Raw genomic sequence first — 25,963 nt, 5'->3', positions numbered from 1 at the left:
CGCCGTGCGAGGCCGCACCCCGACCCCGGGGTGCGGCCTCGTGCCACACCCGCCCTCCCCCGCGCCCAGGCTGGGCGGCCGTGCCACGATGCACGTGCCAGGCACGTCGACGACGTCCGACCCGAGGTGAACCCGATGGCACCGAGCCCGGCCGACCGCACGACGGCGCAGGCGCTGACGGCGGACCCCGCACCCGACGACCCGCGCCCGTACGCCCGCACGCCCGACGAGGTGCTCGCCGCCCTGCGGTCGACGCCCGACGGGCTGGGCACGGACGACGCGGCCCGGCGCCTCGACGAGGCGGGTCCCAACAGGCTGCCGACCGCCGCGCGCACGCCGGCGCTGCTGCGGTTCCTCGGGCACTTCGACGACGTGCTCATCTACATCCTGCTCGCCGCGGCCGTGCTCAAGGCCTTCCTGGGCGACTGGGTCGACTTCACCGTGATCCTCGTCGTCGCGGTCGCGAACGCGGTGGTCGGGTTCGTGCAGGAGGGTCAGGCCGAGCGCGCGCTCGACGGCATCCGCACCATGCTCTCGCTCGAGGCCACGGTGCGCCGGGACGGACGGTGGGGCGACGTCGACGCCGCCACGCTCGTGCCGGGCGACGTGGTGCGCGTGCGCGGCGGCGACAAGGTGCCGGCGGACGTGCGGCTGCTCGAGGCCACCCACCTGCAGGTCGACGAGTCCGCGCTCACCGGGGAGTCCGTGCCCGCGGTCAAGGACGTCGCCGCGGTCGGCGAGGACGCGGGGGTCGGCGACCGGTCGAGCATGCTGTTCTCGGGCACGATCGTGTCCGCCGGGACCGGGCTGGGTGTCGTCACGTCCACCGGCGGCGGCACCGAGATCGGCCGCATCCAGGCCCTCATCGCCGAGGTCGACCACCTGGACACGCCCCTCAAGCGCCAGCTCGGCCGCCTGGGGACCCTGCTCTCGCGCGGGATCCTGCTCATGGCCGGGGCGATGCTCGTCATCGGGCGGGTCGTGCACGACTTCGACACCCCCGACCTCATCTCCGCCGCCATCGGGTTCGCGGTCGCCGCGGTGCCGGAGGGCCTGCCCGCACTGGTGACCATCACGCTCGCGCTGGGCGTGCAGCAGATGGCCCGCCGGCACGCGATCACCCGCAAGCTGCCCGCGGTCGAGGCCCTGGGCTCGGTGACGACGATCTGCTCGGACAAGACCGGCACCCTGACCAAGAACGAGATGACGGCGCGGACGGTCGTCACCGCGGGGGGCACGTACACGGTCGAGGGCCTGGGCTACGACCCGCAGGGCCGGGTCACGCCCGAGGGCGCCGACGCACCGGCCGACCTGGCGGAGCACGGCGACCTGCACGCCCTCGTCCTCGCCGCCGCGCTGTGCAACGACGCCCAGGTCGTCACCGACGAGGACGGCCGCTGGCGGGTCGTGGGCCAGCCCACGGAGGGCGCCCTGCGCACCCTGGCGCGCAAGGCCGGGGTCGACCCGACCGGCACCGCCCGGCTCGCCGCCGTGCCGTTCGACTCCGCGCACAAGTTCTCCGCCACGCTCGACGCGCTGGCCGACGGCACGCGTCAGGTGCACGTGGTCGGGGCGCCCGACCGGCTGCTCGACCGTTCGACCGCGCAGCGCGGCCCCGACGGCGCACCCGTGCCCCTCGACCAGGAGCGCTGGGAGCGCGCCGTCGACGAGCTCGGTGCCCGCGGCCTGCGGGTGCTCGCGGCGGCGCACCGCCCGGCCGCCGCGGCCGACGACTCCCTCGAGATCGACGACGTCGACACCGACCTGGTCTTCCTCGGCCTCGTCGGCATCGTCGACCCGCCGCGCCCCGAGGCGGTGGCCGCGATCGCCGAGTGCCACCGTGCCGGCATCGCCGTGAAGATGATCACGGGCGACCACGCGGGCACCGCCGTCGCGATCGCCCGGGAGCTGGGCATCGTCCCTGCCGGCGAGCAGGTCCAGGCCCTGACGGGCCCCGAGCTGGAGGCCATGAGCCAGGAGGACCTGCGCCGGTGCGTGGGCGAGGTCGACGTGTACGCGCGCACGAGCCCCGAGCACAAGATCCGGATCGTGCGGGCCCTGCAGTCGCACCGCGAGGTCGTCGCCATGACCGGCGACGGCGTGAACGACGCGCCCGCGCTGACCCGCGCGGACATCGGCATCGCCATGGGCATCAAGGGTACGGAGGCCACCAAGGAGGCCGCCGAGATCGTCCTCGCGGACGACAACTTCGCCACCATCGAGCGGGCCGTGGAGGAAGGGCGGCGGATCTACGACAACATCCGCAAGTCCGTGGTGTTCCTGCTGCCGACCAACGGCGCGCAGTCCCTCGTCATCCTCGTCGCGGTGCTGCTGGGCCTGACGCTGCCGCTGTCGCCCGTGCAGATCCTCTGGGTCAACCTCGTCACCGCCGTGACGCTGTCCCTCGCCCTGGCGTACGAGCCCGCCGAGCCCGGCATCATGGACCGCCCGCCGCGCTCCCCGCGCGAACCGGTGCTCTCGCGCCGGGCACTGGTGCTCGTGGTGTGGGCGTCCCTGCTCATCGGCGGGACGACCCTGGCGGTGTACCTCGTCGAGAAGGACCTGGGCGCCTCCGACGGGGTCGCGCAGACCAGCGCCGTGACCATGCTCGTGCTCGGGCAGATCGCGTTCCTGTTCTCGTGCCGGTTCCTGCACCGCTCGAGCCTGACGCCGCGGGTGCTGGTCGGGAACCCGGTCGTGTGGGTGGCGGTCGGGTCGCTCCTCGTGCTGCAGCTCGTGTTCACCTACGCGCCGTTCATGAACGACTGGTTCGAGTCCGCACCCATCGGCCTGCGCGACTGGGCCCTCACGGCGGCCGTGGCCGTCGGGGTGCTGCTGCTGATCGAGGCCGGCAAGGCCGTCACCCGACGCATCCCGGCCTGACGCACGGGGCTGCGCACCGGCCTCTCACGGGCCCGGGCGCGCCGGCGGGACGAACCAGCTCACCGAGCGCGCCACGTCGCCCGCGCGCAGCCACGTGTGCCGCTCGGAGCGCGGGTCGGTCTCGCGGTCCCGCCACGCGACCATGACGTGCGACCGCGTCCAGCGCACCGCCCGTGCGGGCCGCCACTCCTCCACGCCGTCGGACCACACGACCCGCACGATCACCGGCACGTCCCCCTGCGGCCGGGTCGGGATGCCGTCCGGCACCTCGCTGTTGGCGACGTCCCGGCGCTGACCTGCGAACCCGCCCCCACGGGCCCGGGCGGGGGTCTGGCCGGCGGGCGCGCCCGGGCCCGGCGCGGGCGTGGCGGTGCGGTCGGGCATGGTCCGAGCGTATCGAACACCTGTTCGATCACGGCTCCCAGCGGGCGCACATCACCCGCACGGGGGCCTCACCGGCCGCCTCCGTACACCTGAACCCATGGACCCCCACACCCCCGCCCCGCACCCGCCCGGCCCGGCTGCCGGCACCCCGCCCCGACGCGCGCGGCGCGCCCGCGTCCGCGTCGCCGCCGTCACCGCCCTGGCCGTCGCGCTGCCGGCCGGCGGCGCCACGTGGTGGGCCCTGGACCGGTTCGTCGTCGAGCACGTCGAGATCGCCGACGTCCAGGCCTACGAGGCCGCGCAGACCGGCACCACCCCGACCGACGCCGCGACGTCCGCCGCGGGCACGAGCGTCACCGTCTCGACCGTGACCACCGGCAGCGGCGACGCGACCGTCACGTACTACGTCGCCGACGTCGTCCTCGGCGACGCCACCGCCCTGCGGTCCGCGTTCGCGCAGAACGAGTTCGGCACGAACATCACCCAGACCACGTCGCAGATGGCCGAGGACAACGACGCGCTGCTGGCGATCAACGGCGACTACTACGGGTTCCGCGAGACGGGCATCGTCATCCGCAACGGCGTCGTCTACCGCGACGAGGGCGCCCGCGAGGGTCTCGTGCTGTACCGCGACGGCACCATGGAGGTCTACGACGAGACCACGACCACCGCCGACGAGCTCGTCGCCGCCGGCGCGTGGCAGACCGTCTCGTTCGGGCCCGCGCTCGTCGACGACGGCCAGGTGCTCGACGGCATCGAGGACGTCGAGGTCGACACCAACGTGGGCAACCACTCCGTCCAGGGCGACCAGCCGCGCACCGCCATCGGCATCGTCGGCACCAACCACCTCGTCATGGTCGTCGTCGACGGCCGCTCGCCGGGCTACAGCGCGGGCGTCGACATGACCGAGCTCGCGCAGATCATGGTCGACCTCGGCGCCACCACGGCGTACAACCTCGACGGCGGCGGCTCCTCGACGATGTGGTACGACGGCGCGCTCGTGAACGACCCCCTGGGCCGGGGCGAGGAGCGCGGCACCTCCGACATCCTGTACGTCACGGGCTGAGGGGGCCGCCGTGATCGTCCTCGTCCCCGCCTACGAGCCCGACGCCCGGCTCGTCACCCTCGTCCAGGACCTGCGGGCCGCCGCGCCCGACCTGCCTGTCGTGGTCGTCGACGACGGCAGCGGCCCCGCGTACGCCCCCGTCCTCGCCGCCACCCGCGCGGCCGGGGCCGACGTCGTGGGGTACGCGCACAACCGCGGCAAGGGCCACGCCCTGCGGCACGGGTTCGCGCACGCCCGCGCCGCGCACCCCGGGCACGACGTCGTCACCGCCGACTGCGACGGCCAGCACGCCGTCGTCGACGTCCTGCGCGTGGCCGCGCGCGCCGCCGCCGAGCCCGGCGCCGTCGTCCTCGGGTCCCGCCTCTTCGTCGACGAGGTGCCGTGGCGCTCGAAGGTCGGGAACGTCGCCAGCCGGCTGCTGCTGCGCGCCGTCACCGGTCTGCGCCTCGTCGACACCCAGACCGGGCTCCGCGCGTACCCCGCGGGCCTGCTGCCCTGGCTCGCGCAGGTGCCCGGGGACCGCTTCGAGTACGAGCTCGAGGTGCTGCTGCGCGCACCCGGCGCCGGGGTCCCGGTCGTCGAGGTGCCGATCGCCACGATCTACCTCGACGGCAACGCCTCCTCGCACTTCCGCGCCGTGCGCGACTCGGTCCGGGTCATGGCGCCGCTGCTGCGGTTCGCGGCGTCCTCGCTGGCCGCCACCGTCGTCGACACCGGGGCGCTGCTCGTGCTGGAGGCGCTGACGGGCTCGCTCGGCGTGGCCGTCGTGGGGGCGCGGGCGGTGTCGGCGACCGTCAACTTCACGGTCAACCGGCGGCACGTGTTCGGCGGCGCCCGCGTGCCGTGGCGTGTCTCGCTGGCCCGGTACGCGGCGCTCGCCGTGACCCTGCTGGGCGCGACCTGGGTGCTGCTGGCCGCGCTGACGCACGTCGGGGTGCCGCTGCTCGTGGCGAAGCTCGGCACCGACGTGACGCTGCTGTGCGTGAGCTACGGCGCGCAGCGGGCCTACGTGTTCGCGCACCGCGCCCCGGCCGGGGCTGTGGGTGCTGCCCCCGCCGCCGACGTCGTCCGTGAGACCGTGGGAACCGGTGGGCCGCGTCGCTCGTTCCCCCGCCGGACCTGACCCCTGACCTGGAAGAGATGATGGACCCCGACAGTCCCGGCCACAGTCGCCGCCCTCGCCCCCGCACGCGCACCGCCACCCACCGGGGGGTGAGGGTCTGATGTGGGTCCTCTCGCTCCTCCTGGGTGTGCTCGTCGTGCTGGCCATCACCGCCGTCACCGGGTACTTCGTGGCCCAGGAGTTCGGCTACATGTCCGTCGACCGCTCGCGCCTGGCCGCCCGCGCCGACGCCGGTGACGACGGCGCACGCCGCGCCCTGCAGGTCACGCGCCGCACGTCGTTCATGCTGTCCGGCGCCCAGCTCGGCATCACCGTGACCGGCCTGCTCGTCGGGTACGTGGCCGAGCCGCTCATCGGCGAGTCCGTCGGCGAGGCCCTCGGCGGGCTGTCCGTGCCCACGGGCGTCGGCGTCGCCGTCGGCACGGTCCTGGCCCTGCTGCTGTCCACGTTCGTGCAGATGCTCTTCGGCGAGCTGTTCCCCAAGAACCTCGCGATCGCCCGCCCGGAGCCGGTGGCCGTGGGCCTGGCCCGGTCGACGACCGCGTACCTGACGGTGTTCGGCTGGCTGATCCACGTGTTCGACTCCGCGTCGAACCTGCTGCTCAAGGCCCTGCGCATCGAGCCCGTCCACGACGTCGAGCACTCCGCGACGGCGCGCGACCTGGAGCACATCGTCCAGGACTCGCGCGAGAGCGGGGACCTGCCCCGCGAGGTCGCCGTGCTGCTCGACCGCATCCTCGACTTCCCCGGCAGCGACGTGGAGCACGCCATGGTGCCCCGCAGCCGGGTCGGCACCGTGGACCCGGGCACGACCCTCGACGAGCTGCGCACCCTGATGAGCACCGGGCACTCGCGCTACCCGGTGCTCGACGACGAGGCAGTCACCGGCGTCGTCCACCTCGCCGACGTGCTGCGCTGCACCGACCCCGCCGCGACCGCCGCGACCCTCGCACGCCCCGCGGTGCTGGTGCCGACCTCCATGCCGCTGCCCGACGCGCTGCAGCTCATCAGCGGCGGCGACAACCGGCTGGCCTGCGTCCTCGACGAGTACGGCGGGTTCGCCGGTGCCCTCACCCTCGAGGACGTCGCCGAGGAGCTCGTCGGGGAGATCGCCGACGAGCACGACCCGATGGAGTCCGAGCTGACGGCACGCGCCGACGACGGCTCCTGGGTCGTGGCCGGCGACGTGCACGTCGACGAGGCCGAGCGCGCCCTCGGGCGGGACCTGCCCCGCGACGACTACGAGACCGTCGCCGGGCTGACCATCCACCACCGCGGTGCGCTGCCGCGGGTCGGCGAGGTCGTCGACGTGCCGCTGCCCGCCGACCCGGCGCTGCTGGCCGTCACCGACAGCCCGCCCCGGGACGTCCTGCGGGTCGAGGTCCTCACGCTCGCCCGGCACGTGCCCTCGCGGCTGCGGCTGACCGTCGTGCCCGACCCCGCGCACACCGACCCCGGCACCGCCCGCACCACCCCGGAGGACGTCCGATGAGCAACCCGTGGGTCGTGCTGGTCGCGACCGTCGTCATCATCGCCCTGTCCGCGTTCTTCGTCGCCGTCGAGTTCGCGATGCTCGCGGCACGCAAGCACCGCCTGGAGGACGCCGCGGGTGCCAGCCGGTCCGCGCGCGCCGCGCTGCGCAGCTCCTCGGAGCTGACGCTGCTGCTCGCGGGCAGCCAGCTCGGCATCACCGCCGCCACCCTGGCGCTCGGCGCGATCACCAAGCCGGCCGTGCACCACTGGCTCACCCCCGTGTTCGAGACCTGGGGGTGGCCGCTGTGGGTCGCGGACGTCGCCGGGTTCGTGCTGGCGCTGGTCATCGTGACGTTCCTGCACCTCGTCGTCGGTGAGATGGCGCCCAAGTCCTGGGCGATCGCGCACCCCGAGACGTCGGCGACGATGCTCGCGCTGCCCATGCGGGCGTTCATGTGGGCGACGCGGCCGGCGCTGCGCGCCCTCAACGAGGCCGCGAACTGGTGCCTGCGCCGGGTCGGGGTCGAGCCCGTGGACGAGATGGCCGTCGGGTCGGACCCGGCCTCGCTGCGCCACCTCGTCGAGCACTCCGCGAACGTGGGTGCCCTGGACGCGGGCTTCGGCCGGCAGCTCTCGCAGGCGCTGGACCTGCAGCGGCTCACCGTCGGCGAGCTCGTCGACCCCGCCGCCGCGCCGGTGGGCGTGCCCGCGGGCGCGACCGCGGCGGACGTGCAGCGGGCCTCGCTGGGCAGCGGGCACCTGCGCATCCTCGTGCAGGACGCGGACCGGTTCACCGGCACGGTGCACGTGCGCGACACGCTGATCGCCGACCCGGCGACGCCGGTGGCGGAGCTCGTGCGGGGCGTGCCGACCCTCGCGGCGTCGACGCCGGTGGCGCAGGCGTTCGCGACCATGCGCGACGGCCGGCACCACCTGGCCGTGGTCGAGGGCGCCCCCGGGGCCGACGGCCCGCGGGTGGTGACGCTCGCGGACGTCCTCCAACGCCTCCTCCCCCGCACCACCACCCCCGCCTGACCTGCACGACCCGACGGCCGACCCCTCCCGGGGACGGCCGTCGGGCGGGGTCCGGGCGTCAGGGGTGGGTGGCCAGGGAGAGGAGGTCGGGGACGTGGTGGGGGGTGCCGTCGGCGTCCGACCAGTCCAGGGACGCACGGGCTGCAGCGAGGTCGACGCGGGCCGTGAACGTCGCCGCCGGGTGCGCCGCCCCCCGCCGGGCCAGCGTCAGGACCGATCCCTCGACCCGCACGCCGACCTCGTCGGAGTCGAACGCGGGCACGCTGCCGCGCAGCCGGCACAGCGCCAGCAGCGCCCGCACCACCGGGCGCTGCAGGTCGGCGTCCAGCTCCGCCGCCGTCCACACGTGCCGGTTGATGTCCCGCCCCACCCCGGTGCGCGCCAGCAGGTCGAGGTCGTTGCGGCCCGCGAGCGCGCCGACGTAGTAGACCTGCGGGATGCCGGGGGTGAGCAGCTGCACGGCTCGGGCGGCGAGGTACGCCTGGTCGTCGCCGCCGAGGGCGTCGTAGTACGTGGAGTTGACCTGGTAGAGGTCGAGGTTCGAGGCCGCGGCGCCGGTGGCGCGGGCGCTGGCCCCGCCGGTGCGGCGGTGGATCTCCTCGACGAGCGCGTCGAGCTGGGGCTCGGTGAGCAGGCCCGGGCGGGGGTCCTCGCCGGGCTCGACCGTGCGGTCGGCGCCGACGTCGATGACGCCGATGCCGTCGTGGGTGTCGAGCACCGTGACGGCGTTGCGGGGCCGGACCTGGAGCCAGTGCGCGAGCGGCAGGGGGTCGCCGGTGTAGAGGGCGTGCAGCACGAGCGGGGGCAGCGCGAAGTCGTAGACCAGGTCGACGGACCGCCCGATGGCGACCTGCTGCTGGTAGTAGGAGTGCACCTCGACGAGGACCTGGACGCCGCGGGCGCGGGCCTGGGCGGTGAACTCGTCGATGAACGCGAAGGTCTCGGGGGTCATGAAGCAGGTGGTGCCGGGCGTCTTGACGGCGTACCCGACGGCGTCGAGGCGCACGAGGGTGACCCCGGCGGCGGCGACGGCGTCGAGCACCGACGTGAGGTAGGTGCGCCCCGCGGGCGAGTGCACGTCGACGTCGACCTGCTGGGGCGTGAAGGTGGTCCACACGTAGCGCAGCCGGTCGCCGAGCCGCAGGGCCGTGAACGGCAGGCCGGGGCGGGGGCGGTAGATGCGGGCGAGGTCCTCCTCCCGGGCGCCGTCGGGGAACACCGAGGACATCGTGAGGAACATCGACGCCCACTGCGACGCGTCGCCGCGCTCCCGCACGTCGCGGAACTGCGGGGAGTCGGCCGAGACGTGGTTGACGATGAGGTCGGCCATGACGTCGTGGGTGCGGGCGAGGTCGCGCACGTCGTCCCAGCCGCCGAGGCGGGGGTCGACCTGCGTGTGGTCGACGGGGTCGAAGCCGGCGTCGGCGCCGTCGTAGGGCGTGAAGAACGGCAGGACGTGGACGCCGGTGAACGCGTCGCCGAACCTGTCGCGCAGGACGCGGGCCAGGCCGGGCAGGTCGCCGCCGAGCCGGTCGGCGTAGGTGATGAGCTGGACCCCGTCGCGCACTGCTCCTCCTCGCGTCCACGTCGTCGTGGTGCGCGGGCGGCGCTGCGGTGCGTCGTCCGCTGGTGGCGACGCTAGCGGCCCCGGCGCCGGTGCGCGCCCCGGGCGCGGGGTGATCGCCGCGACGGCCCGACCGGGTGCGGCGCGGGTCAGCGCGCGGGCACGGCGAGGGGGCGGGTGCCGGCGCGCACGGGCGAGGGCAGCGCGGTGCCGCCCATGAGGAACCGGTCGACGGACGCGGCGACGGCCCGCCCCTCGGCGACCGCCCACACGACGAGGGACTGGCCGCGGCCGGCGTCGCCGGCGACGAAGACGCCGGGCGTGCCGGTGCTGAAGTCGTCGGCGCGTGCGACGGCGCCGCGGGGGGTGCGGGTCAGGCCGAGGCCGTCGAGGAGCGGGCCGGGCTCGGCACCGGTGAACCCGAGGGCGAGGAGCACCAGGTCGGCGGGGAGCTCGCGGCGGGTGCCGGGCACGGGCACGAACCCGCCGTCGCGGGCCTCGACGTCCTCGACCTCGACGGCGCGGACCGCTCCCGTGCCGTCGTCGAGGACGCGCACGGTGCTGGTGGCCCACACGCGGACCCCGCCCTCGTCGTGGGACGTCGAGGTGCGCAGGATCCGCGGGTAGGCGGGCCACGGGTCGGCGTCGGTCCGGGTCGCGGGCGGGGCGGGGAGGATCTCGACCTGCGTGACGCTGCGGGCCCCCTGCCGCAGAGCCGTGCCGACGCAGTCGGCACCGGTGTCGCCACCGCCGATCACGACGACGTCGCGGCCGGTGGCCAGGACCTGGTCGGCGACGGTCGCGCCGTGCACGACGCGGGTGGCCTGCGTGAGGTAGGTCATGGCCTGCTCGACGCCGCGCAGCCCACGGCCGGGCACGGGCAGGTCGCGGGGCACGGTGGAGCCGGTGGCGACGACGACCGCGTCGTAGCGGGCGAGCAGCTGCGCACCGGTGACGTCGGTGCCCACGGTGACGCCGGTCCGGAACCGGGTGCCCTCGGCGGTCATCTGCGCCAGCCGGCGGTCGAGGACCTGCTTCTCGAGCTTGAACTCGGGGATGCCGTAGCGCATCAGCCCGCCGACCGCGTCGTCGCGCTCGAGGACGACGACGGTGTGCCCGCTGCGCGTCAGCTGCTGCGCGCACGCGAGCCCGGCGGGGCCGGAGCCGACGACAGCGACGGTGCGCCCCGTCAGGCGCTGCGGGACCTGGGGCTCGACGAGCCCGCGGGCGAAGGCCTCCTCGGCGAGCGCGACCTCGACGTGCCGGATCGTGGTGGGCTCGTCGTGCAGGCCGAGGACGCACGCGGCCTCGCACAGGGCCGGGCAGACGCGGCCGGTGAGCTCGGGGAAGTTGTTCGTGGCGTGCAGGCGGTCGGCGGCCTGCTCCCAGCCGCCGCGCCACACGAGGTCGTTCCACGCGGGGACCTCGTTGCCCAGCGGGCACGCGGCGGCGCAGAACGGCACGCCGCAGTCCATGCAGCGGCTCGCCTGCCGCCGGACCATGACGACGTCGTCGTCGTGCCCCGCCCGGTGGGCGTGCACCTCGGCCCAGTCCTGCAGGCGCACGGGCACGGGCCGGTCGACCGGCAGCTCGCGGTGCCGGTGCGTGAGGAAGCCACGGGGGTCGGCCACGTCGCACGCTCCGCTCAGGGTCGCAGGGCGCCCGGGGCGCGGCGGCGGGCGTCGCCGCCGCGCCCGGGCGTGGTCCGACGGTAGGCGGGCGCGGGAGGGCGTCGGCGGGCCGGAGGTCCCGGTCACCGACGCCTGCCGGACGTCTGCCGTCCGCGTGCTGGGACGGCAGCGGGCTCAGCGGGTGCGGCGCAGCTCGACGAGCACCATCTCGGTGTCGTCGGGGGTGCCGGGGACCCGTGCGGCGTTGCCCGGGTAGTTGGTGTCGTTGGCGAGCAGCAGCCGGCCGTCGCGCAGGCGCACGACCGTCTCGAACGACTGGACGGCGAACCGGAACGGGTCGCCGGTGCCGTAGCCGTCGCCGGCCCCGATGCCGTCCGGGTTCGCGATCGCGAGCGCGTCGAGCACGAGCTCCTTGCGCAGGTACCCGTCAGCGTCCTCGCGGCGCAGGTCGACGCGGTAGACGCGCTTGACGGCGGCGGCGGGGCCGTCGAGGTTGTCGCGCTCGACGACGAGCAGCTCGTGCCCGCGCACCCAGAACGCGTCGCCGACCAGGTTGCCGACCTGGTCGGTGCGGTAGTCCCACGTCCGGCCGGTGTACCGGCCGCGGCGGGTGTCGAACTCGTGCACGACGCGCCGGCTCTGGTCGGGGTCGGCGAGGTACGCGTTCTCCAGCACGGGGTACAGGTACCGCCCGTCGCGCAGGCCGCCGAGGGCCTCGAAGCCCGCGGACGCCCGGACGGTCGGCTGCTCGCCGGCGCCGAGGGACGGGTTCTGCGGGGACGTCGCACCGGGCAGCGGCACGGGCGGGGCGAGGACGCGCCCGGTGGCGGAGACGTGCACGAGGAACGGCCCGAACTCCTCGCCGATCCAGAACGTGCCGTCGGGGGCGCGGACCACGGACTCGACGTCGAGGTCGGCGCCGGTGAGCAGGCGCTGCGCGGTGCCCTCCCGCTGGATCGGGAAGTCGACGTGCCCGTCGGGGTCGCGCAGCTGGACGTGCCCGGTCAGATGCAGCTCCCCGGACCCGCCGCGGCGGGTCTGCCAGGCGGGGTCGACGCGGTACAGCCGCAGCAGGAAGTCGCCGGAGTTGGCCTTCGTGCCGAAGCCGTTGTCGGGCAGCGCCCAGAACGTGCCGTCGCCGGCGTCGACGACGCCGGAGAACCCGGGGACGACCTGCCCGGCGAACGGTCCCTGCCGGCCGTTGGCGGGCGTGGCCAGCGCGCCCGAGGGCGGTCCGGCGGCGAGGTGGTCGGCGGCCAGGGTGGCGCGTGCGACGAGCGTCGGGGCGGTGCGGGTCCCGTGCGCGCCGGCGGCGGTGGCGTCGGGTGCCGCGGACGCCGCGGCCGGGGCGAGCAGCCCGGGGACGGCCGCCGCGGCCAGGGCGGCGGTGAGCAGGAGCGCGACGCGGCGGCGCGACGGGCTCGTCGTCGGGCGGGGCACGGTTCGTCTCATGCGTCCCTACCGAAGGGGGCGCGGGCCACGGGGCGACCACGTCCCGGTGCGCAGCCGGTGACCATCGGGTGAATTCACCCGATGGTGGTCGCACCGCCGCGGACCGGCCTCGCACGCGGGCCCGGGACCCGCCAGGGTGGAGCCGTGGACACCCTGCCCGCGCACGCCGCCCCGGGCCCGGCGCACCCCTACCTCGACGCCCCGGGCGGGGTGGTCGCGCTCGCGCACCGGGGGTTCTCCCTCGACGGGCGCGAGAACTCCCTCGCGGCGTTCGCCGCCGCCGTCGACCTCGGCTTCGGCTACGTGGAGACCGACGCGCACGCGACGTCCGACGGGGTCGCCGTGGCGCTGCACGACGAGAGCCTGGACCGCACGACCGACGCCGAGGGCCTCGTCGCCGAGCTGCCCTGGTCGCAGGTGCGGCACGCGCGGATCGGCGGGTCCGAGCCCGTGCCGACCCTGGAGGAGGTGCTGGGCACGTGGCCGGACCTGCGGGTCAACGTGGACGTGAAGTCGGAGTGGGCGGTCGCCCCGGTGGCCGCCGCGATCGAGCGCACGGGCGCCCACGGCCGGGTGTGCGTGGCGTCGTTCTCCGCGGCGCGGCGGCGCGCGACGCTGGCGCTGCTGACCCGGCCCGTGGCGACGTCGGCCGGGACGGGCGAGGTCGCGCGGTTCGTCCTCGCGCACCGGGCGCGCCTGCGGAGGGTCGCGGCCGGTGCGCTGCGCGACGTGCACTGCCTGCAGGTGCCCGTCGCGCAGGGCCGTGTGCGGGTGGTCGACACGGGCACCGTCGCCGCCGCGCACGCGGCCGGCCGGCAGGTGCACGTGTGGACCGTGAACGACCCCGGGCAGATGCGCCGGCTGCTGGACCTGGGCGTCGACGGGATCGTCACCGACCGCGCCGACCTGCTGAGGGACGTGCTGCGCGAGCGCGGGACGTGGTCCTGAGCGCGTCGTCCACAGGCTCCCCGGGCCCGGTGGGCGCCCTGGGCTAGCGTGCGGGACGTGACGACGACGGGGCTGGTGGTGCACACCTCGCCCCGCACGGACGTCCTCGTCGACCACCTCGCCCGGCTGCTGGCGCAGGCGCCGGACGACCCGTTCGCGCCGGAGGTCGTGGCCGTGCCGACCCGGGGCGTCGAGCGGTGGCTCGTGCAGCGCCTCGCGCACCACCTCGGCGCGGGCCCGGACGGCGAGGGCGGCGTGTGCGCGCGTCTCGTCCTGGACCCGCCGGGGCGGCTGGTCCGCGACGTCGTGGCCGCCGCGGGCGGGACCGACCCCGAGCAGGACCCGTGGGACCCGGACCGGCTGACGTGGCACGTGCTGCGCGCGGTGGACGACGCGGTCGTGTCCGGGCCGCCGTGGGCGCAGCCGCTGCGCCGGCACCTGGGCGGCGACGAGGTGCGGGCCGCCCGGCGCGGCGCGTTCGCCCGGCGCACGGCCCGCCTCCTCGCGGCGTACGGCACGCAGCGCCCGGCGCTCGTCGTCGCGTGGGCGCGCGGCCTCGACGAGGACGGTGCCGGCTCCCCCGTGCCCGACGACCTGGCGTGGCAGCCGCCGTTGTGGCGCCTGGTGCGCGAGCGCGTCGGCGTACCCAGCCCCGCGGAGCGGCTCGCCGCGGCGGTCGCCACGGTCCGGGAACGGCCCGCCACGGTGGACCTGCCGGGCCGGCTGCACGTGCTCGGTGCGACCCGGCTGCCGCAGGCGCACCTGGACGTGCTCGACGCGCTGGCGGAGCACCGCGAGGTCCACCTGTGGCTCCCCCACCCCTCGCCCGTGCTGTGGGACGCCGCGGGCGCGGGCGCGACCCGCGACGCCCCGCGGCGGCGCACCGTGGCCGGCGTCGCGTCGCACCCCGTCCTCACGTCGTCGGCCCGCGACGCCGCCGAGCTGGGGGCGCGCCTGGCGGGGCGCGGGGCACGCGTCGTGCACCACCCCGCCCCGCCGCCGCCGGCCACGGTGCTGGGGGCCGTGCAGGGTGCGCTGCGCGACGACCGCCGCACCCCCGCGCACGGGCGGTGGGTGGCGGGGCCGGAGGACCGCAGCGTGCAGGTGCACGCCTGCCACGGGCGCGCCCGGCAGGTCGAGGTGCTGCGCGAGGTGCTCCTGGGGCTGCTGGCCGACGACCCGACGCTGCAGCCGCGCGACGTGCTGGTCCTCTGCCCGGACGTCGAGGCGTTCGCCCCGCTGGTCGTCGCGACGTTCGGCGCGGTCGACGACGACGACGTCCCGACGCACCCCGGGCGCGCGCTGCGGGTGCGCCTGGCCGACCGCTCCCCCGCCCGGACCAACCCGCTGCTGCGGGTGCTGGCGGACCTCCTCGCGCTCGCCGGCTCGCGCGTCGGGGCGTCGGCGGTGGTGGACCTCGCCGGGCTGGCGGCCGTGCGGCACCGTTTCGGGCTCGACGACGACGACCTCGCCCGGCTGCGCGCCTGGGCCCTGGACGCGGGGGTGCGGTGGGGCGAGGACGTCGGGCGCCGGGCGCGCTACGGGCTGACGGGCCTGGCGCAGGGCACGTGGCGCACGGGCACCGACAGGCTGCTGCTGGGCGTCGCGATGGCCGACGAGGACCACCGCTTCGTCGGCGCCGCGCTGCCGCTGGACGACGTGACGAGCACCGACGTCGACCTCGTGGGGCGGGTGGCGGAGCTGCTCGACCGGCTGACCGCCCTGCTGGGCGACCTGGACGGCGTGCACCCGGCCGCGCACTGGCACGCGACCCTGGAGCGGGCGCTGACGCTGCTGGCGCTGGCGCCGGACGACGAGCCGTGGGCCCCGGTCGAGGCCGCCGCGGTCCTCGCCCGGCTGCGGGAGGCGGGTGCCGGGCACGAGGACGTGCCGCTGCGCCTGCCCGACGTGGTCGCGCTGCTGGCGCCGCACCTGGCGGGCCGGCCCACCCGGGCGGGGTTCCGCACCGGCGCGCTGACGGTGTGCTCGCTGGAGCCCATGCGCGCGGTCCCGCACCGGGTGGTGTGCGTGCTCGGCGCCGACGACGGCGCGTTCCCGCGGGCGACGGCGCCGGACGGCGACGACGTGCTGGCCCGTGACCCGCTGGTCGGCGAGCGGGACCGCCGCACGGAGGACCGCCAGCTCTTCCTCGACGCGGTGACCAGCGCGGTCGACTACCTCGTGGTCGTGCACAGCGGCGCCGACGAGCGCACGGGCGCGGTGCTGGCGCCGGCCGTGCCGGTGGGCGAGCTGCTCGACGCCGTCGACGAGTGCGTCGCGCTCCCCGGCGGGCGCCCGGCCCGGTCGGCGCTGGTGGTGCGGCACCCGTTGCAGACCGTGGACGCGCGCGGCTTCGTGCCCGGTGCGCTCGGACGGCCGGGACCGTTCAGCTTCGCGGAGGCGGACCTGGCGGCGGCCCGCGCGGCCCGGGGCCCCCGCACCGGCCGCACGCCGTTGCTCGACGCGCCGCTGTCCCCGCCGCCGGCGGGCGGCACGCTCGACCTCGACACGCTGGTGCGGGTCCTCGTGCACCCGGTGCGGGCGTTCGTCGGCGACCGGCTGGGCGTGCGTGTGCCCGGGGAGGTCGACGACCTCGACGACCGGCTGCCGCTGGTGCTCGACGCGCGGGTGGCACGGGCCGTCGGCGAGCGGCTGCTGACCGCCCGCCTCGACGGCGTGGACCCCGACCGGGCGCTGGCGGCCGAGCGCCGCCGGGGCCAGGTGCCGCCCGGGCGCCTCGGCACGGCCGCGCTGCTGGACGTCGCGACCCGCGTGGACGCGGTGGCCGAGGCGGTCGGGCGGCTGTGCACGTCGCCGCGACGCACGGTCCCCGTCGACGTCCGGCTCGCCGACGGCCGCCTGCTCACGGGCACCGTGCCGGACGTGCACGACGCGCTGCTGGTGCGGGGCGCGTACGCGCGGCTGTCCGCGCGGCAGCGGCTCCGCACGTGGGTCGCGCTGCTGGCTGCGGTCGCGTCCGCGGGCGGGGCGGCGGGCGGCGCCCTGCGCGGCGCCGCGACCGTGGGCCGCGGACCGGGGACGCGCCCCACCGCCGCGACGGCGTGGCTCGCGGCCCCCGACCCCGCGACGGCGCACGAGGTGCTGGGGCGGCTGGTCGCGGTGCACGACCGGGCCCTGACCGAGCCGCTGCCCCTGCCGGTCGCGGCCGCCGCGACGTACGCGACCCGCCGGCACGGCCACGACGACCCCGCCGGGGCGCTCGCCGACGCCCAGCACGCGTTCGAGGACCGGCACGAGCACGAGGACGAGCACCACGTGCTCGCGTGGGGCCCGCACGCCCGGCTCCTGGACGTCGCCGGCACCCCGGGCGACGTCGAGCGGACCCGCTGGCCCGACGAGCCGACGCTGCTGGGCGCGCTGGCCCGCGAGGTGTGGGAGCCGCTGCTCGTGCACGCCCGGGGAGGCCCACCGTGAGCACCGCGGCCGCGGGGCCGCCCACCGAGGAGTTCGACCTGTTCGGCGCCCTGCCGACCGGCACGACGGTGCTGGAGGCCAGCGCGGGCACGGGCAAGACGTTCACGATCGCCGCGCTGACGACCCGGTACGTCGCCGAGGGTGTGGCCGAGCTCCCCCGGCTGCTGCTCGTGACGTTCGGCCGCGCGGCCACCGGGGAGCTGCGCGACCGCGTGCGGGCCCGGCTGGTCGAGACCGAGCGCGCCCTGCGCGACCCGTCGGCCCGCACGCACCCCGACGCGCTCGTGCGGCACCTCGCCGCCGTCGACGACGCCGAGCTGGCCCGCCGGCAGGCACGGCTGACGGTGGCGCTCAGCCAGGTCGACGCCGCCACGATCACCACGACGCACGGCTTCTGCCAGCAGGCGCTGCGGGGCCTGGGCACGGCGGCGGGCGGCGGCACGGTCGAGCCCGGGGCCGTCCTGCTGCCGGACGTCGCCGCGCTGGAGCACGAGGTCGTCGACGACCTGTACCTCGCGGCGTACGTGCACCACGACGCGCCCGTCCTCGCGCTCGACGACGCGCGGGCGGTGGCGCGGGCGGCGGTCAGCGACCACGCGGCGGACCTCGAGCCCGTCGACGCCCCGCCCGGCAGCCCCGCCGACCACCGCCGTCGCCTCGCCGCCGCAGCCCGGGCGCGGATGGTCGCGCGGCGGCGCGCGGCAGGCGTCGTCGACTACGACGACCTGCTAGTGCTGCTGCGCGACGCCCTCGCGGACCCCGAGACGGGGCCGCTGGCCGCGGAGCGGGTGCGGGCCGGGTTCGACGTCGTCATGGTCGACGAGTTCCAGGACACCGACGAGGTGCAGTGGCAGATCCTGCGCACGGCCTTCGCCGGGCACCGCACGCTCGTGCTCATCGGCGACCCCAAGCAGGCGATCTACGCGTTCCGCGGCGCGGACGTGCACACCTACCTGGCGGCGCGGGCCGACGCGCGGACCGCGACGCTGCCCGACAGCTGGCGGGCGGACGCACCGCTGCTCGACGGGCTCGCGCACCTGCTCGGCGGCACCGCGCTCGGCGACCCGCAGATCGTCGTGCACCCCGTGCGCGCGGCACGCCCCGGCCGGCGCGTGCGCGGCGGGCCGCCGGTGACGCTGCGCCGTGTCGACCGGCGGGCGGTCGGCGCCACGAGCGGAGCCCCGCGCGTGGGCCCGGTCCGGGCACTGGTGCACCGGGACGTCGCCGCGCAGGTGGTGCACGCGCTGGAGCACGACCAGGTGGCTGCGGGCGACGGGTGGCGGCCGCTGCGCCCGGGCGACGTCGCCGTCCTCGTGCGCCGCAACGCCGACGCCCTGGCCACCCGGGACGCGCTCGTGGCCGCGGGGGTGCCCGCGGTGGTCTCCGGCCTGTCGAGCGTGTTCGCGACCCCCGCGGCCCGGGACTGGCTGGTGCTCCTGCACGCCCTCGCCCGCCCCGACGACCGCCGGCGCACCGCCGCGGCCGCGCTGACCCCGTTCGTCGGGTGGGACGCCCACGACCTGGCGGCCGACGACCCGGCCGCGCACGAGCGCCTGGCCGAGCGCGTGCAGCGCTGGTCGCACGTGCTGACCACCCAGGGGGTCGCGGCCCTCCTCGAGGCGACCGTGGCCGGTGGCCTGCACGCCCGGCTGCTCGCCCGGGTCGACGGCGAGCGGGCGGTGATTGACGTCCGGCACGTCGGGGAGGTGCTGCACGCCGAGGCCCGCGAGCGCGGCCTGGGTCCGGCGGCGCTGACGGAGTGGCTGCGGGCGCGCATCGAGGAGGCCGGGGCGGACTACGCGACGGAGCGCAGCCGCCGGCTGGAGACCGATGCGGCGGCGGTGCAGGTGGTGACGGTGCACGCGGCCAAGGGCCTGGAGTTCCCGATGGTGATGGTGCCGTTCGCGTGGGACCGGTTCGTGCCGCGGACCCCGCAGGTGCTGCGGCTGCACGCGCCGTCGGGTGCGCGGGTGCTGCACGTGGGCGGGCCGGGCAGCCCGGGCTACGACGAGGCGCGCGAGCGCCACCACGCGGAGGAGGCCGGTGAGGACCTGCGGCTGGCGTACGTGGCGCTGACGCGGGCGAGCAGCCGGGTGGTGGTGTGGTGGGCGCCGAGCACGGTGTCGACGTCGGGGGCGGTGGGCCGGCTGGTGCTGGGCGGGCGCGGCCCGGACGGCAGCCCGCCGGCGACGGTGCCGGTGCCGCGGGACGACCAGGCCGCGGCGGCGTTCGACGCGCTCGCGGCGCGCAGCGGCGGGACCGTCGTGCACCAGGCGGTGACGGCGGCACCGGGTGCGGTGCGGTGGTCGGCGCCGGTGCCGCAGGTCCCGGAGCTGGAGGTCGCGCGGCTGGGGCGGCCGGTGGACGTGACGTGGCGGCGCACGTCGTACTCGGGGTTGACGGCCGACGCGCACGCGGTAGCGGGCGGGCCGACGGGTGCGGCGGCGGGCGTGGGTGACGAGCCCGAGGAGACGGGGGTCGTCGACGAGCAGGACCGGGCGCCGGCGGACGGTCCGGGCGGGGCGGGCAGCCCGGACGCCGTGGCGGCGCTGCGGGCCGTCGGGTCGCCGTGGAGCGACCTGCCGGGCGGGACGGCGTTCGGCACGGTGGTGCACGACGTGCTGCAGCACGTCGACACGGGTGCGGACGACCTGCCGGGCGAGGTGCTGGACCGGTGCGTGCGTGCGTGGCGCCCCGGTGGCCCGGAGCCGCGGGCGCTGGCGGCGGCGCTGCTGCCGACGCTGCGCACGCCGTGCGGGCCGCTGCTGGGCGGGCGTGCGCTGGCCGACGTCGCCCCGGCGGACCGGCTGGCCGAGCTGGACGTGGAGCTGCCGCTGGCCGGCGGGGACGTCGGCACCGGACGCCGCCCCGCCCGGCTCGCGGACGTCGCGGACCTGCTGCGCACGCACCTGACGCCGGCCGACCCGTTCGCGGGCTACGCGGACCGCCTGGCGGCGCTCGACCCGGCGGGCCGGGCGCCGACGCTGCTGCGCGGGTACCTGACGGGCAGCGTCGACGCGGTGCTGCGGGTGCCCGCCGCGGAGGCGTCGGACCACCGGTACGTGGTGGTGGACTACAAGACGAACCGGCTCGCTCCCCCGGACGAGCCGGTGACCGCGTGGCACTACCGCCCCGACGCGCTGGTGCGGGCGATGGTCGACGCGCACTACCCGTTGCAGCTCCTGCTGTACACGGTGGCGCTGCACCGGTTCCTGCGGTGGCGGCTGCCCGGCTACGACCCGGACGTGCACCTGGGCGGTGGGGTGTACCTCTTCGTGCGCGGCATGGTCGGCCCGGGAACGCCCGTCGTGGACGGTGCACCGTGCGGGGTGCTGTCGTGGCGGCCCCCGACGGCGCTGGTCACCGACCTGTCGGCGCTGCTGGGCGGGCGGCCGGCATGAGCGTGGCCCCCGACCCCGGCGACCCGCGCGTCCCGTGGCGCACGGGCCCGCTGCTGGGTGCGTTCGCGGCGGCGGGCGTGCTGACGTCCGCGGACGTGCGCGTCGCCGAGCGCCTGGGCGCCCTGGCCGGGGAGGACGACGAGCGGGTGCACCTGGCGGTGGCGTGCGCGGTGCGGGCCGTGCGCGCGGGGTCGTCGTGCGTGGTCCTCGCGGACCTGCCCGGGTCGGTGGCGGCTGACGACGGTGCCGTGCCGGACGTGCCGTGGCCCGACCCGGCGGCGTGGGCGGACGCGGTCCGCCGCAGCGTCCTCGTCGCCGACGGGCCGGCGGGGCCGGACGTGCCGGGCGCGCCCGTGGACCGTCCCCTGCGCCTCGTCGACGACCGGCTGTACCTGGACCGCTGGTGGCGTGACGAGCAGGTGGTGCGCCGCGCCGTCGACGCGCGCCTGGCCGCACGGCCGGCCGTGGACGACGACGCGCTGCGCGCGGCCCTGGACCGCCACCTGCCCGGCCCTGGCGACGAGCGGCAGCGCCAGGCCGCGGAGCACGCGGCCCGGCACCGGCTGACGCTCGTGACGGGCGGGCCCGGCACGGGCAAGACGACCGCGGTCGCCCGCGTGCTGGCCGTGCTGCACGACGTGGTGCAGGACGCGGCCGGCCCGGTGCCCCGGGTGGCGCTGGCCGCTCCGACGCGCCGGGCCGCGGCACGGCTGGCCGAGGCCGTCCACGCCGACCTCCCCGCCCTGGCCGGCACCCCCGGCGGCACGCTCCACGCGCTGCTCGGCCTGCGCCCCGGCTCGCCGCACCCGCGCCACGACCCCCGGCACCCGCTGCCGCACGACGTCGTGGTGGTCGACGAGGCGTCGATGGTCTCGCTGCCGCTGCTGGCACGCCTGCTCGACGCGGTCCGCCCGGACGCGCGGCTCGTGCTCGTCGGCGACCCGGACCAGCTCACGTCGGTCGAGGTCGGCGCGGTGCTGGGCGACCTGGTGGCGGCGCACGACGACGCGGTGGTGCGCCTGACCGTGCGGCACCGGTTCGGCACCGAGCTGGGTGCGCTGGCCGACGCGGTGCGCGCGGGCGACGACGGCACGGCGCTGGCGCTGCTGCACGCGGGCGGCCCGCACGCCACCCTGGCCGCCCCGGGCGACGCGGGTGCCCTCGACGCCCTGCGCGCCGACGTGGTCCGCGCCGGCACCGCCCTGGTGGACGCCGCCCGCGCCGGTGACGCCGCTGCCGCCCTGCGCGCCCTGCCGGCGCACCGCCTGCTGGTGGCGCACCGCCGCGGCCCGGCGGGCCTGGCCCGGTGGGAGGCCCTGGCGCGCGGCTGGGTCGACGCGGCGACGGGCGGCCCGGCGGGCCCGTGGGCACCGGGCCGCCCGGTGACGGTCACCGCCAACGACACCGCCACGGGGCTGGCCAACGGCGACCTCGGCGTGGTCGTCGAGGACGACGGGCCGCTCGTGGCGTTCGGCGACCCCGACGCCCCGCAGCTCGTCCGCCCGCACCTCCTGCCTGCGGCCGCCCCGGCCGACGCCAGCACGGTGCACCGGGCCCAGGGCGGCCAGCACGACCGCGTCGCCCTCGTGCTCCCGCCCGAGGGCTCCCCCCTGCTCACCAGAGAGCTGCTCTACACGGCCGTGACCCGCGCCCGGCACCACGTGCGGATCCTGGCCACGGACGCCGCCGTCCGCCGGGCGATCACCAGCCCGACCAGCCGCACCACGGGCCTGCACGCTCCTCGTTGACCGGGCGCCGACCGTGCGGAGGGGCCGGGCGCCGCGGCGGGGTGCTGCGCCCGACTTCCACGACCGCCAGTCATGTTCTACCATCACTCCATGATTCGCCCATGTGACAGGCGGTGCTGACGCCGGTGCCCGAGGCGTCGGACGGCACGGCTGCGGAGGTCGCCGCGGCCGACCGCGCCCTGCGCCGCGCGGTCCACCTCGAGCGGCTGGCCGCACTGCGGGCCCTGCCCGCGCCGGCGCGCGCAGCCCTGGCGCTGCGGCACGCCCACCGCGGGCCGGGCGCGAGCCGGGGCGCGCCCCGCACCGACGCCGTTCCGGGGCAGCGCGAGGGCAGGACCAGCGCCGCGCGCTGACCCTCCCAGCCCTCGCGACGCCGGCAGGACCACGGGCGCACGGTGATCAACAGACTGTTGACAACACCGCGTTGATGCCGTGAGGTGGTCCCATGCCCGCCGACGACCTGCACCGAGCAGCGGACCTGGACCGCTCCCGCGCGACCGTGAACCGGGCAGGAGCCGCCGGGCTCGCCCCGCGGCCGTGGCAGCACCCCGGGCAGCCGGCGTCCGACGTCGACCTCGTCCGGTTCGCCGCGTGGAGCGCCCGGCACCCGGATACCGTCGACCCGGCCGTCCTGGACGCCGCGCTGCGCCTGCTGACCCCCGCCCGCGCCGAGCTCGACCAGATCGAGTCCGGACTGCTGTTCGCCGCACGCGCCTCCGGGATGACGTGGCCGCAGATCGCCGAGTCGCTCGGGCTCGGGTCCGCCCAGGCCGCTCAGCAGCGTCTCGGTCGCATCCTGGGCCGCACGGGCGTCTCGACACCGGGGGCCTGAGCGGTGCTGGTCCCCCTGGCCGACGCCGACGAGCGGTGCGGCGCCAAGGCCGCGAACCTGGCCCGGCTGCTGCGCGCGGGCACCCCCGTCCCACCCGGTTTCGTGGTCGTCGACGCGCAGGGATCCGACGCCTGGGTCGGCGAGATCGAGGCGGCCCTGCATCAGCTCGGCGCACCGCAGGTCGCCGTGCGCTCCTCCGCGCCGCACGAGGACGGGGCCGAGGCCTCGTTCGCCGGTCAGCTGCGCTCCTCGCTGGGCCTGAGCGGTCCGGCCGAGGTCGTCGACGAGATCCGTCGCGTCGCGGGCTCGGGCACCAGCGCGCGGGTCGTCGCCTACGCCGCCCGGACCGGCCGGCAACCTCCCCCGGTCGTGCCGGTGATCGTCCAGACCCTCGTCCGCGCCGAGGTCGCCGGCGTGACGTTCACCCGCCACCCCGTCACGGGAGCGTCCGAGGTCGTGGTCGAGGCCGGCCGCGGGACCGGCGAGCCCGTCGTCGGCGGGACCGTCACGCCCTGGTCGTGGACGGTCGACGGCCGCACCGTCGTCCGCCGCGCGGGTCGGCCGGGCGAGCCGCTGAGGCGGGCGCAGGTCCTCGAGCTCGCAGCGACCGGGCGCCGCCTCGAAGCGCTGCTCGGGTGCCCCCAGGACGTCGAGTGGGCGATCGCGGACGGCACCACCTGGGTGCTGCAGTCCCGCCCGATCACCACGCTCGCCGACCTGGACCGCGACCGGGCGGTTGCCGGACCGGCGAGCCGCCGGGTCCTCGCGACGGGCACGCCCGCCAGCCCCGGCACCGCCCAGGGGACGGCACGCGTCGTCGACGGGCTCGACGACTTCCGCCGCTTCGCCACCGGGGACGTGCTGGTCTGCCGCACGACCTCGCCGGCCTGGACCCCCGTGCTGGCTCGAGCCGCCGCCGTCGTGACCGAGGTCGGCGGCCTGCTCGCGCACGCGGCGATCGTCGCTCGCGAGTTCGGCATCCCGGCGGTCCTCGCCGTGCCCGACGCGACGTCCGCCCTGAGGGACGGTCAGCGCGTCACCGTCGACGGGACCGCGGGCACGGTCACCACGACCGACGACCAGGACGAGCCATGAGCCACACCTCCCCCCTCGAGCACCGGGTGCTGCACGCCGTACGGACGATGGGCTACGCCGCCACCGCCCGCGTCGCGGCACGCACGCACGCGCCCGTCGACCTGGTCGCCGAGCGGCTCCTGGACGCCGAGGCGCACGGCTGGGTCACGCTCACCTCCTTCGCCGGGGACGCCGGCTGGTCGTTGACCGAGTCCGGCAAGGCCCACGGCGAGCTGCTGCTGGCGGCAGAGCTGGACGCCACGGGCGCCCGGGCAGAGGTCGAGGCCGCCCACCGGGAGTTCCTGCGGCACAACGACCCCGTGGCTGCGGCGTGCACCGCGTGGCAGCTGGCCGACCTGGGCGTCGGCGAGCGCACGCCGTCCGTCGCCGCCACGACCGCGGCGCTGCAGGCCCCTGCCGCGGCGCTGGCCGGGATCGAGCGCCGCCTGACCGCGCACCTGGCGCGGTTCAGCGGCTACCACGAGCGCTTCACGAGCGCCCTGGGGCGCGCCCGCGCGGAGCCTGCGTGGATCACCGCCACCGACTGCGACTCCTGCCACCGCGTGTGGTTCGAGCTGCACGAGGACCTCATCGCGACGCTGGGCCTGTCGCGTTGAGCGCCACCACCGACCGCCGCCCCCGCCAGGCACCGCCGAGCCGCCGGATCGACCACCGGGGTCGGCGGAGGAAAGAGGATCGTGCACCGCCGACAGCTCTCTCGTGTGAGGCTGGGTCGAGGCACTGCGCGGTCGCCGCAACCCCGAGACCCAGGTCGTCGTCCGGCGACCGCAGCTCCTCGACGGACGCTGGCGGTCGCTCGCACCCCTGACCACCTCCGTCGGCAACCAGATCGACTTCATGGTCAGGCGCGGCTGGTCCGACGCTGTCGTCACCATCGACACGACCCGACGCGACCACCGCCAGGAGCTCCGGATCGTGCGACACCTGCGCGACGAGGGGATCGCCGAGCCGGGGTGAGGCGGACAAGAAGGGCGCACCTGCGACGGCGCCCGCCCGCATCCAGCACCCGCGGCCGTCGACCCCGGGGCGTCACCGGCCGGCGACGACTCAGCCGGGGGCGTTCCGGCCGGGCGCGGCCAGGGGCTCGGTGAGGCGTTCGGCGACGACGGGGAGCCACTGGGCGGCGAGCTCGGGGGCCGTCGGGGCGCCGGGGGTGCCGCCGCACAGGTCGGCGAGGCGCAGGTCGGCGAGGTAGCCGGAGTTCAGCAGCCGGACGAGGCCACGGGCGGGGATGAGCAGCCGGCGGCCGAGCAGCTCGGCGAGCCGGTCGATCTCGTCGGCGAGCTCGTCCATGAGGGTCTGGTCGCGGGCGACGTAGTCGGCGGCGATCTCGGGGTGCCGCATGACGACGAGGTCGAACTCCGCCCGGAGCAGGCGCCAGCGGCGGTCGTCGGAGATAGCGCCGAGCAGGTGCGCGACGATCCGGCCGATGGCGTCGAGGTCGAGCTCACGGCCGGGGTCGAGGCCGGGCAGGCCGGCGGCGATGGCGTCGCGCAGCTCGGTCATGCGGCGCCGGTGCTCGCGGGCGGCGAGGGTGATGAACAGCTCGGCCTTGTCGGCGAAGTTGGAGTAGAACGCGCCGCGGGTGAAGCCGGCCCGCTCGCAGATCGCCTCGATGGACGCGGCCTCGAAGCCCTCCTCGGCGAACAGGTCGAACGCGGCGTCGAGCAGACGCTCGCGCGTGCGCTGCCGGCGGGTGCTGGTGGTCGCGGCCTCCTCGGGGGCGGCGGCCTCGGCGCGTGCCATGCGTGCGTCTCCCCTCGGAGGATGGTGGTGGGCGCGGGTGCGCGGGTCCGATCCTAGCGCGCTCGATACAGTGATGTATCGCATACGGCTCCGTATTGCATACAGCGATGTATCGCATACGCTTGCGCATCGGACGCCGTCGTCCGC

General features: G+C 77.0%; 18 protein-coding genes. 13 read left to right on the top strand and 5 right to left on the bottom strand.

Annotated elements, in window-relative coordinates; all coding sequences use genetic code 11:
* Positions 1–135: 135 nt before the first annotated feature.
* Positions 136–2,883 (top strand): HAD-IC family P-type ATPase, encoded by a 2,748-nt coding sequence (locus FBY24_RS13420; protein ID WP_142161302.1) that lies wholly within the window; start codon positions 136–138, stop codon positions 2,881–2,883.
* A 24-nt stretch (positions 2,884–2,907) separates the two neighbouring features.
* Here the strand turns inward: FBY24_RS13420 and FBY24_RS13415 are convergent, their stop codons facing one another.
* Positions 2,908–3,267 (bottom strand): hypothetical protein, encoded by a 360-nt coding sequence (locus FBY24_RS13415; protein WP_255432390.1) that lies wholly within the window; start codon positions 3,265–3,267, stop codon positions 2,908–2,910.
* Positions 3,268–3,364: 97 nt separating this feature from the next.
* Between FBY24_RS13415 and FBY24_RS13410 the strand changes: the two genes are divergently transcribed.
* From FBY24_RS13410 to FBY24_RS13395, 4 genes are all read left to right on the top strand, one after another.
* The gene (locus FBY24_RS13410) at positions 3,365–4,333 is read left to right on the top strand and encodes a phosphodiester glycosidase family protein (RefSeq protein ID WP_142161300.1); all 969 of its coding nucleotides are present in this window, start codon (positions 3,365–3,367) and stop codon (positions 4,331–4,333) included.
* A gap of 10 nt (positions 4,334–4,343) precedes the next feature.
* On the top strand, positions 4,344–5,456 hold the full coding sequence (locus FBY24_RS13405; RefSeq protein ID WP_142161298.1) for a bifunctional glycosyltransferase family 2/GtrA family protein: 1,113 nt from the start codon (positions 4,344–4,346) through the stop codon (positions 5,454–5,456).
* 100 nt (positions 5,457–5,556) lie between these two features.
* Entirely contained in the window at positions 5,557–6,948 is a 1,392-nt protein-coding gene (locus FBY24_RS13400; RefSeq protein ID WP_222117249.1) for a hemolysin family protein, read from the top strand.
* On the top strand, positions 6,945–7,964 hold the full coding sequence (locus tag FBY24_RS13395; protein ID WP_142161294.1) for a CNNM domain-containing protein: 1,020 nt from the start codon (positions 6,945–6,947) through the stop codon (positions 7,962–7,964). The genes FBY24_RS13400 and FBY24_RS13395 overlap by 4 nt, the downstream gene beginning before the upstream one ends.
* A 58-nt stretch (positions 7,965–8,022) precedes the next feature.
* On the opposite strand, the gene gtfA is transcribed toward FBY24_RS13395, so the two are convergent.
* The 3 genes from gtfA to FBY24_RS13380 all read right to left on the bottom strand — a co-directional run bounded on the left by gtfA (position 8,023) and on the right by FBY24_RS13380 (position 12,611).
* Positions 8,023–9,531: a sucrose phosphorylase gene (gene gtfA / locus FBY24_RS13390; RefSeq protein WP_142161292.1), complete on the bottom strand. Its 1,509-nt coding sequence runs from the start codon at positions 9,529–9,531 to the stop codon at positions 8,023–8,025.
* A 146-nt stretch (positions 9,532–9,677) separates the two neighbouring features.
* Positions 9,678–11,159, bottom strand: a complete 1,482-nt coding sequence (locus tag FBY24_RS13385) for a glutamate synthase subunit beta (RefSeq protein ID WP_142161290.1) — start codon at positions 11,157–11,159, stop codon at positions 9,678–9,680.
* 174 nt (positions 11,160–11,333) lie between these two features.
* Positions 11,334–12,611 (bottom strand): esterase-like activity of phytase family protein, encoded by a 1,278-nt coding sequence (locus FBY24_RS13380; protein WP_142161288.1) that lies wholly within the window; start codon positions 12,609–12,611, stop codon positions 11,334–11,336.
* Positions 12,612–12,755: 144 nt separating this feature from the next.
* On the opposite strand from FBY24_RS13380, the gene FBY24_RS13375 reads away from it, so the two are divergent.
* The 8 genes from FBY24_RS13375 (at position 12,756) to FBY24_RS13340 (ending at position 24,666) form a co-directional block, all read left to right on the top strand.
* Complete coding sequence (locus tag FBY24_RS13375; protein ID WP_370510990.1) at positions 12,756–13,559, top strand: glycerophosphodiester phosphodiesterase; 804 nt, start codon at positions 12,756–12,758, stop codon at positions 13,557–13,559.
* 57 nt (positions 13,560–13,616) lie between these two features.
* Positions 13,617–16,994 (top strand): exodeoxyribonuclease V subunit gamma, encoded by a 3,378-nt coding sequence (gene recC, locus FBY24_RS13370; protein ID WP_255432389.1) that lies wholly within the window; start codon positions 13,617–13,619, stop codon positions 16,992–16,994.
* Positions 16,991–20,395 carry a UvrD-helicase domain-containing protein gene (locus FBY24_RS13365; RefSeq protein WP_142161284.1) on the top strand — a complete coding sequence of 1,135 codons (3,405 nt, stop codon included), beginning with the start codon at positions 16,991–16,993 and terminating at the stop codon, positions 20,393–20,395. The genes recC and FBY24_RS13365 overlap by 4 nt, the downstream gene beginning before the upstream one ends.
* Entirely contained in the window at positions 20,392–22,143 is a 1,752-nt protein-coding gene (gene recD, locus FBY24_RS13360; RefSeq protein WP_142161282.1) for an exodeoxyribonuclease V subunit alpha, read from the top strand. The genes FBY24_RS13365 and recD overlap by 4 nt, the downstream gene beginning before the upstream one ends.
* 113 nt (positions 22,144–22,256) lie before the next feature.
* Positions 22,257–22,496 (top strand): hypothetical protein, encoded by a 240-nt coding sequence (locus FBY24_RS13355; RefSeq protein WP_142161280.1) that lies wholly within the window; start codon positions 22,257–22,259, stop codon positions 22,494–22,496.
* Between the two features lie 92 nt (positions 22,497–22,588).
* Positions 22,589–22,975: a hypothetical protein gene (locus FBY24_RS13350; RefSeq protein ID WP_142161278.1), complete on the top strand. Its 387-nt coding sequence runs from the start codon at positions 22,589–22,591 to the stop codon at positions 22,973–22,975.
* 3 nt (positions 22,976–22,978) lie between these two features.
* On the top strand, positions 22,979–24,070 hold the full coding sequence (locus FBY24_RS13345) for a PEP/pyruvate-binding domain-containing protein (RefSeq protein WP_142161275.1): 1,092 nt from the start codon (positions 22,979–22,981) through the stop codon (positions 24,068–24,070).
* Positions 24,067–24,666, top strand: a complete 600-nt coding sequence (locus tag FBY24_RS13340) for a hypothetical protein (RefSeq protein ID WP_142161272.1) — start codon at positions 24,067–24,069, stop codon at positions 24,664–24,666. The genes FBY24_RS13345 and FBY24_RS13340 overlap by 4 nt, the downstream gene beginning before the upstream one ends.
* Positions 24,667–25,117: 451 nt before the next feature.
* Here FBY24_RS13340 and FBY24_RS13335 read toward each other — a convergent pair whose 3' ends face one another.
* Entirely contained in the window at positions 25,118–25,816 is a 699-nt protein-coding gene (locus FBY24_RS13335; RefSeq protein WP_160158513.1) for a TetR/AcrR family transcriptional regulator, read from the bottom strand.
* Positions 25,817–25,963 lie beyond the last annotated feature (147 nt).

Origin of the sequence: Cellulomonas sp. SLBN-39 (assembly GCF_006715865.1) — a bacterium.
In the GTDB taxonomy this organism is placed as follows: domain Bacteria; phylum Actinomycetota; class Actinomycetes; order Actinomycetales; family Cellulomonadaceae; genus Cellulomonas.
This window is presented reverse-complemented; position numbering and strand designations above follow the sequence as displayed.

Excerpts from the sequence above, each read along its gene's own strand:
- FBY24_RS13420 (WP_142161302.1), top strand. The coding sequence starts at position 136 with ATGGCACCGAGCCCGGCCGACCGCACGACGGCGCAGGCGCTGACGGCG.
- FBY24_RS13395 (WP_142161294.1), top strand. The coding sequence starts at position 6,945 with ATGAGCAACCCGTGGGTCGTGCTGGTCGCGACCGTCGTCATCATCGCC.
- FBY24_RS13415 (WP_255432390.1), bottom strand. The coding sequence starts at position 3,267 with ATGCCCGACCGCACCGCCACGCCCGCGCCGGGCCCGGGCGCGCCCGCC.
- FBY24_RS13340 (WP_142161272.1), top strand. The coding sequence starts at position 24,067 with ATGAGCCACACCTCCCCCCTCGAGCACCGGGTGCTGCACGCCGTACGG.
- FBY24_RS13380 (WP_142161288.1), bottom strand. The coding sequence starts at position 12,611 with ATGAGACGAACCGTGCCCCGCCCGACGACGAGCCCGTCGCGCCGCCGC.
- FBY24_RS13400 (WP_222117249.1), top strand. The coding sequence starts at position 5,557 with ATGTGGGTCCTCTCGCTCCTCCTGGGTGTGCTCGTCGTGCTGGCCATC.
- recD (WP_142161282.1), top strand. The coding sequence starts at position 20,392 with ATGAGCGTGGCCCCCGACCCCGGCGACCCGCGCGTCCCGTGGCGCACG.
- FBY24_RS13410 (WP_142161300.1), top strand. The coding sequence starts at position 3,365 with ATGGACCCCCACACCCCCGCCCCGCACCCGCCCGGCCCGGCTGCCGGC.
- FBY24_RS13335 (WP_160158513.1), bottom strand. The coding sequence starts at position 25,816 with ATGGCACGCGCCGAGGCCGCCGCCCCCGAGGAGGCCGCGACCACCAGC.
- FBY24_RS13350 (WP_142161278.1), top strand. The coding sequence starts at position 22,589 with ATGCCCGCCGACGACCTGCACCGAGCAGCGGACCTGGACCGCTCCCGC.